This is a genomic window from Thioalkalivibrio denitrificans (assembly GCF_002000365.1).
In the GTDB taxonomy this organism is placed as follows: domain Bacteria; phylum Pseudomonadota; class Gammaproteobacteria; order Ectothiorhodospirales; family Ectothiorhodospiraceae; genus Thioalkalivibrio_A; species Thioalkalivibrio_A denitrificans.
This window is the reverse complement of the sequence record NZ_MVBK01000085.1, coordinates 1-6,898: the sequence shown is the minus strand read 5'-3', so window position 1 is coordinate 6,898 and position 6,898 is coordinate 1. Positions and strand designations below refer to the sequence as shown.

Sequence of the window (6,898 nt, the reverse complement as noted above, 5' to 3'; positions counted from 1 at the left end):
AAGATTCAAGATTCAAAGGTTGAGACACGTCAGAACCGTAGGTTGGGGTGAGCGGAGCGAACCCCAACAACCGAAACTTGCCGTGCCGCCACCCGTTGGGGTTCGTTCCTCACCCCAACCTACGTTCGCTTTCTCTGTGGCCTCTGTGCCCTCTGTGGCTAAACGCCCTTCACCCTACCGTCTGCGGTTCTGGCCAAGCATGGCGTTGAGCGAACTCATCTGCTGCTCCAGCTGCTGGCTGGTCTGCTGAAGCTGGCCGACCAGCGCGTCCATGGCACCGAACTGGCGCACCAGGCGCGCTTCCATCTGCTCCATGCGGTTTTCCAGAAGATCGCGCTGGCGGCTGACGTCGCGCATGCCGTTGTTCAGACCGTCGGTGCGGGCGTCGAGAATGCCGCCGCGCTCGGTGTATACCGCCACGCTGTCGCGCATGCCGCCGGTCACGTCGTTGAGCATGGCGACCACGCCCGGCATGTCTTGATTCAGCGCCCGGTCCAGGGTCTGCTCGTTCAGCGTCAGTTTGCCGGTCTCGTCGGTGCGCACACCGAGATTCACCAGGTGCGTGAACGCCCCGCCCGGCTGGCCGCCCCCCTGCATGACGCCCATGGAGAGGTTGCTGCGGATGCCGCGCAGGGTGCTGTCGCCGATCATCAGCGCGGCTTCCCGCGTCTCGGGGTCGTAGCGGGTCAGATCGTTGATCTGCTCAACAATGGCGTTGTACGCGGTGACGAAGTCCTTGACCCGGGACTTCACGGCATCGCGGTCCTGGCCCACCTCGACGGTCACCGGGCTGCCCTCCGCGGTCGTCCCCTTCAGGTCCAGCGTCAGGCCGTCGATGGTGTTGTCCAGGGTGTTGCTTGCGCTGGTGACCGTCAGGCCGTTGATGATCACCTCCGCATCTTTGGCGGCCGCGGTCTCCTCCATGTTGACTGCAGCAAGCCGCGACAGGCCGTTCATGTCGGTGTGGTTGCCGTCGCTGTCAGTAACCGTCAGGGAGATCGTGTTGGCGGCGCCCGTCTCGTTGGACGACAGCACCAGGCGCGCGCCGGTGCCGTCGTTGACGATGCTGGCCGTGACGCCCGCGCCCGCCTCGTTGATGGCGTCGCGGATGCCGCGCAGGCTGTTGTTGCCCGCATTGATATCGATATCCACCGACTTGCCGTCACCCACCTGCAGGTGCAGCGTGCCCGTGCCCACCGCCGCATCGGCGTCACCGAAGGCCTGGCTTGCCAGTGCCTGGGCGGAGGCCAGTTCCTTCACCTGGATGGTGTAGCGATCGGGCGTGGCGTTCTCGTTGGCGGTCACCGCCACGCGTCCGCTGTCTGAGGACGTGGCCGTGCGGCCCTCGCCCATAAGCGCCAAGCGGTTGAGGTTGGTCTCCAGGGTGATGAGGTTGCTGCGCAGGCTGCCGTAGGCGGAGAGTTTTGCCTGCAGTTCCGCCTCGCGGCGGTCCAGGCGCTGTTCGCGGGGTTCACGCTCGGCGGCCAGCAGCTGGGTCACCAGCGAACCCAGATCGAGCCCGGAACCGACACCCATTGAACTGATGGCCATTGAACAAAACCCCGCTTTTGAATTGGGCAGTGTGAGTCGGGAAGTGGGAAGGGAGAACCACCCTCACCCCGACCCACTCCCTGAACTTCATCCCCTCCCCCGCTTGCGGGGGAGGGCCAGGGTGGGGGCCCTCCATCGACTCACACCTGAAACTTCCTTGCTCGAAATCCTGATTCCTGTTTGGTGGCGGATCGCCTCTGTTCTTCTAGCCACAGAGGGCACAGAGGTCACAGAGGATACCAAGGGATCCGCCACTGACTTTTCGATGTTTTTTCTCTGTGACCTCTGTGACCTCTGTGGCTAACCGCCGTTCGGCTTGGGGGCCGGCTTCCTACAACCACACCCAATTACCGTGCCAGCTATACCTTCTCGGTCACGCCGACGCTGTCCAGCATGCCCTGATCGTGCAGGTATTCCGCCAGGGCCCGCACTGACTCTGGCGGGATCTCGCGGATCACTTCCTTGCTTTCCGAGTCCAGGACCGTGATGACCGTGCGTCCGGTCGTGTCATTCACCGAGAACAGAATGTCCCGCTTCACCGACTGCAGGTGGTCGTTGAGGGCCTCCACCACCTTCGAGAGATCGATTTCCGGCGGCTCCGCTGCCGGGACCTCGGGCACCTGCTTGCCGCCCTGCCCCTCCTGAGGCGGCGCGACACTGCCGCCCCTTGCCGCCGGTGCGGCAGGCCCCGGCTGTTGGGCCGGGGGCAGCGGACTGATCACGAGCATATCCTTCATGTTCGTTTCCTCACCGGGTTAAAGAGACAGAGCCGGACCCGGTCTCCCGGGCCCAGCCCCCGTGCCTTCCCTGGCACTCCCCCAAGTCCTGGTTAGAGGCTGAGCCCCTGCGATTACTGCAGCAGGGCCAGCACGCTCTGGGGCACCGCATTGGCCTGCGCCAGGACCGAGATGCCCGCCTGCTGCAGGATCTGGGCCCGGGTCAGGTCGGCGGTCTCGGCGGCGAAGTCCGCGTCGCGGATACGGCTGCGCGAAGACTCCAGGTTCTCCGAGGTGGCGCCCAGGTTGGCGATAGTGGACTCGAAGCGGTTCTGGATGGCACCGAAGGTGCTGCGCAGATCGCTGACCGCGGTCAGGGCGGAGTCGATGCGGTACATGGCGTCGTTGGCATTGGCCACCGTGAGCACATCCAGACCATCGAGGCTGCCGGTAGCGGTAAAAGAACCGTCCGTGAACACATCCGACTCATCGTTGGTGATAGTGATGGTCTCGTTGGCGGTCAGGGTGAAGGTGTTGCCGGACTCGGACAGGGAGGCCGAGGCTTCACCGCCCAGCGCCGTGTTGATCGCATCGACCAGCTCCTGGGCGGTGTTGAAGGTGCCGGTCACACCCACCGCCTCCCTTTCACCCAGCTGGATGCTCAGATCACCGGCGGCCAGCGTCAGGGGGGAGGCAGAGTCTGCTGCTGCACCATTATCTACATTGGTAGTGCCTGCAGTGTCCAACGCACTGCTGCCACCCCCTGAATCGATCCCGGCGCCAGCCGCAGTGACGACGATGTCGAAAGTGACACCATCTTCACGTGTGAAGACAAGTGTGCCATCAACGGCCGAACCCTCGAAGCTGAAGCCAGCGGACTCGAGGTCAGTTCCGGCCTGACCTGCAAGAGCCGCATCGATGTCAGCAGCGCTAATCGACCCCGCTGAGTTGGTACCAACACCGGCGGACTCAATCGTTACTGTACCAACTGCTATCGTGACACTATCGTCCGTCACGGCAGCGACACCGATGGTGTTAAAGCTGAGCGCCAATGTAGAGTTCGGCTGGGCATCCGTTGCTTCGGTAATCAGCGTGGACAAGTCACTGGAAGTGGCCTGCGCCAGCGCGCCGATGCTGTCCAGCCGCATGCTGGTATTCAGTTCCAGGTCAATGGTCTCGCCCACGTTGGCGCCCACCTGGAACTTGGCGTCGCCGAACGTGCCGTCGAGGATCTTCTGACCGTTGAACGAAGTCTGGTTGGCGATGCGGTCGATCTCCGCCAGACGCTGCTGCACCTCTCGGTCCAGGGCGATGCGGTCGGACGAGGAGTTGGTGGCGTTGGCCGACTGCACGGCCAGCTCGCGGATACGCTGCAGGTTGTTGTTCAGCTCGCCCAGCGCGCCCTCGGCCGTCTGGGCCAGCGAAATCCCGTCGTTGGCGTTGCGCATGGCCTGGTTCAGGCCGCGGATCTGGGTGGTAAAGCGCTCGGAGATGGCCAGACCGGCGGCATCGTCCTTCGCACTGTTGATACGAAGACCCGTCGACAGGCGCTGCAGGGAGACCTGCAGGGCGCTCTGGGAGTTGGTCAGGTTGCGCTGCGCATTCAGCGACATGATGTTGGTGTTGATGATCTGGGCCATGACTCTTCCCCTTGTTGTTCAATCGGTTGGTTCAGTCCACCGCCCTTCTCGAGCGGGTGTCCGGGCGGCGAGACTGTGCCGCTTTCAGGGCCTTTATCGGCCCGGACGGGGGAAGCTTTAGGGATTTAGGGGGAGTTTTTTCGGCCCCACCCGCCGTTCATTCCCGGGATCAGACCGTTCGTCGGCGGCGGCGTCTGCGGACCCTGGGCTGGGCCATGCTTTGTAATGCGTTGTATCAACCACGAAGCACACGAAGATCACGAAGGGTTTAATGTTCAGAGACCTTCGTGATCTTCGTGTGCTTCGTGGTTGAACCCGGCTCCATCGGGCGTACTGGACACCGCCAAAAGCAGGTCTCTCGCCAAGGCCGCCAAGTACGCCAAGAACCCCCAAGGGATCTCATTTCATAAAGAATTCATGTTTTCTTTGCGCACTTGGCGGCCTTGGCGAGAGAAAATTGTTCTTTCTCTTCGGACTTTTCGTGAGCCTCGTGGTAATGGGTCTTCGACCTTCCCAAGGCGGCCATGGGCCGCCCTATGGCACGGCTGCCACTGAGCTTGTGGATTTATCCGCGGCAGGCGTTCCGGACCGTCAAGGTATTGGCGCCAATGTCCGGGTATCTGACAAAACGAGCGATGGGTTGCAGGACAACTGTCCGGATGCGAATGCGCGACGGGACCGGGCATTCACGTGCCTTCCACCCCGTCGGACCGGGAGATGGGGCCTGCGGCTCGCTCATTGGCAGGAAATTTGCAGCATTCACCTTCACACCCAATAAGACGCCCCCTCATGACCGACGACCTGCTCCAACAGGCCCGTGCCCATCACGCTGCCGGCGAACTGTCCGTGGCAGAGAGCCTGTATCGATCGATTCTTGCCACCGCGCCCGATCATGCGGAAGCCAACCTGGGGCTTGGCGAGATCGGTCTGGCTTCCGGCCAGCCCGCGCAAGCCGTTGGTTACCTGCAAAAGGCGCTCAACGCTGCCCCCGAGAACCCTCAACGCTGGCTTGCCCTGGCCAGGGCCCTGACGCTGGCCGGCTATCCCGACGATGCGGGCACGGTGCTCGATGAGGGCCGCAAGGCCGGCGTGCTCCAGGATGCCCGGGCCGACCAGCCGCTGCCACGCTCCGCCCGCGAGGCGCTGGACAAGGCCCTGAAAGACCACGCCCGAGGCCGGACAGCACGTGCGCTCAAAGAGGCGGAACGCGTTGTCGGCCAGTTTCCCGACAACGGTGAAGCGCGAAAGCGGGCGGGCGGCATGCAACTGGCCGCCGGACAATTCGGGCAGGCTCTCGAGCACCTGCGGCACGCCGCCCGGCTGCTGCCTGACGACACCGAAGTACTATCAAACCTGGGCGGTGCACTGCAGAAGCTGGGGTACTTGACGCAGGCCCGGGGCTGCCTTGAGCGTGCCATCGAACTGGATGAGCGCAACGCAGCGGCACACAGCAATCTGGCTGCGCTGCTCAATCGCCTCGACGAGCACGAAGCCGCTCGCCACCACGCCGAGCGCTCACTGGAACTCAAGCCGGATTCCCCCCAGTCCCTTGTTAATCTTGGCAATGCGCTCAAGGCGCTATCGCAACGCGAAAAGGCTCGCAAGTGCTTCGAGAAGGCACTGGCCCTGGATCCGAAAAGCGTGCCTGCCCTGACCAACCTGGGCACCCTTGCCAAGGAAGACGGTGACCCGACAGAAGCAACGAGATGGTACGAGCAGGCCCTCGACCTGCAACCGAGTCATGCAGAGACACTGCACAACCTGGGCACCATCTACAAGGATCTCGGCCAGCCCAATAGCGCGCGTCAATATTACGAACGCGCATGGGCCGCGGCGCCACAACGCCTGGAACACGCCGAGGCGTTGACGGAGTTCAAGACCTTCACCGACCCGGAGGATCCTCTTTTAGCCAGCCTGGCAACTGCCCTGCAATCGGGTCGACTGAGCCGCGGCGAAAAGGTCTTCGCGGGCTTCGGTCTGGGCAAGGCACTGCTGGATCTGGGCCGCTACGACGACGCCTTTGCCTGTTACGAGATGGGCAACAAGGCCGCGTACACCCAGCCCGATCAATCAGGCCGCTACCTCTCCGGGTTGCTACACACATACCGATCGGTCTGCGACAAAGATTTCTTCCGCCGCACGGAAGGCTATGGTCTGCGGGAGACCAACGACATCTTCTTGCTGGGGATGTCGCGCAGTGGCAAGAGCCTGGTCGAAGGCCTGATCGCCTGCCACCCCGGCACGCAGCCCTTGGGTGAAGATGGCGCCTTTGTCGACTTCGTGAAAGAACGACTGAGAGGCTTGGAAGGCCAGATCATCCAGACTTACCTGAAGGATCTCGACATCGAACACAGCCGAGAGGATGCGCTTGCCTGGCTGAATCAGCGCCAGGGCGAGTACAGATACAGGACTTGGACACTGCCGGGCAATCTGTTCTACCTGGCGTTACTTGCACTTTGGCTGCCGAGGACGCCGGTGGTGTTCTGCCGCCGTGATCTGATGGACTTGGCCCTGTCGTGCTACTTCAAGCGATACGCGAAGGGTCATGAGTACACGTATGACCTGGAGGCGTTGGGGCGCCAAATCCGCATCTACGACGAGTTCATTAAGCTATGGCTGGAGGTACTGCCCAACCCCATGCTGGAGGTGCGCTACGAGGATTTGGTGCGTGAGCCAGAGGCCACCGCCCGGAGGATTTATGACTTTCTGGGATTGGACTTCCAGCCCGGGCACCTGGCCGCCCTTGACCAGAACCGCGAGCTTGTCGAGCATCTCGGTCCGGCCAACTCCCTTGAGGCCCCCGCACCCCTGCGAGCCGATTTCATCGGATTCTCCAAACCCTTCCATGACAAGCTAGAGCCCATGATGCGGGCATACAGGGAACTGGAAATCGGCTAGCCTGCTGGGATGACCGGGTCGGACCACGGCAACCGCCTGATTCGCCTGATAAAGAGCCGGAAACTCGGCCGCAATAAGGTCTTAAAGCCGCAA

Annotated in this window: 4 protein-coding genes; 1 reads left to right on the top strand and 3 read right to left on the bottom strand. The window is 62.7% G+C overall.

From position 1 onward, the window contains the following. Positions 1-174 precede the first annotated feature (174 nt). From fliD to B1C78_RS13260, 3 genes are all read right to left on the bottom strand, one after another. Positions 175-1,551: a flagellar filament capping protein FliD gene (gene fliD / locus B1C78_RS13270; protein WP_077279657.1), complete on the bottom strand. Its 1,377-nt coding sequence runs from the start codon at positions 1,549-1,551 to the stop codon at positions 175-177. Between the two features lie 359 nt (positions 1,552-1,910). Beyond that, a complete protein-coding gene (locus B1C78_RS13265; RefSeq protein WP_077279656.1) occupies positions 1,911-2,288 on the bottom strand; it encodes a flagellar protein FlaG in 378 nt (125 codons plus the stop codon). A gap of 113 nt (positions 2,289-2,401) precedes the next feature. Further along, the gene (locus B1C78_RS13260; protein ID WP_077279655.1) at positions 2,402-3,907 is read right to left on the bottom strand and encodes a flagellin N-terminal helical domain-containing protein; all 1,506 of its coding nucleotides are present in this window, start codon (positions 3,905-3,907) and stop codon (positions 2,402-2,404) included. Between the two features lie 789 nt (positions 3,908-4,696). Between B1C78_RS13260 and B1C78_RS13255 the strand changes: the two genes are divergently transcribed. After that, entirely contained in the window at positions 4,697-6,805 is a 2,109-nt protein-coding gene (locus B1C78_RS13255) for a tetratricopeptide repeat-containing sulfotransferase family protein (protein WP_175628311.1), read from the top strand. The last annotated feature ends 93 nt before the right edge of the window (positions 6,806-6,898 follow it).

Excerpts from the sequence above, each read along its gene's own strand:
- B1C78_RS13260 (WP_077279655.1), bottom strand. The coding sequence starts at position 3,907 with ATGGCCCAGATCATCAACACCAACATCATGTCGCTGAATGCGCAGCGC.
- fliD (WP_077279657.1), bottom strand. The coding sequence starts at position 1,551 with ATGGCCATCAGTTCAATGGGTGTCGGTTCCGGGCTCGATCTGGGTTCG.
- B1C78_RS13265 (WP_077279656.1), bottom strand. The coding sequence starts at position 2,288 with ATGAAGGATATGCTCGTGATCAGTCCGCTGCCCCCGGCCCAACAGCCG.
- B1C78_RS13255 (WP_175628311.1), top strand. The coding sequence starts at position 4,697 with ATGACCGACGACCTGCTCCAACAGGCCCGTGCCCATCACGCTGCCGGC.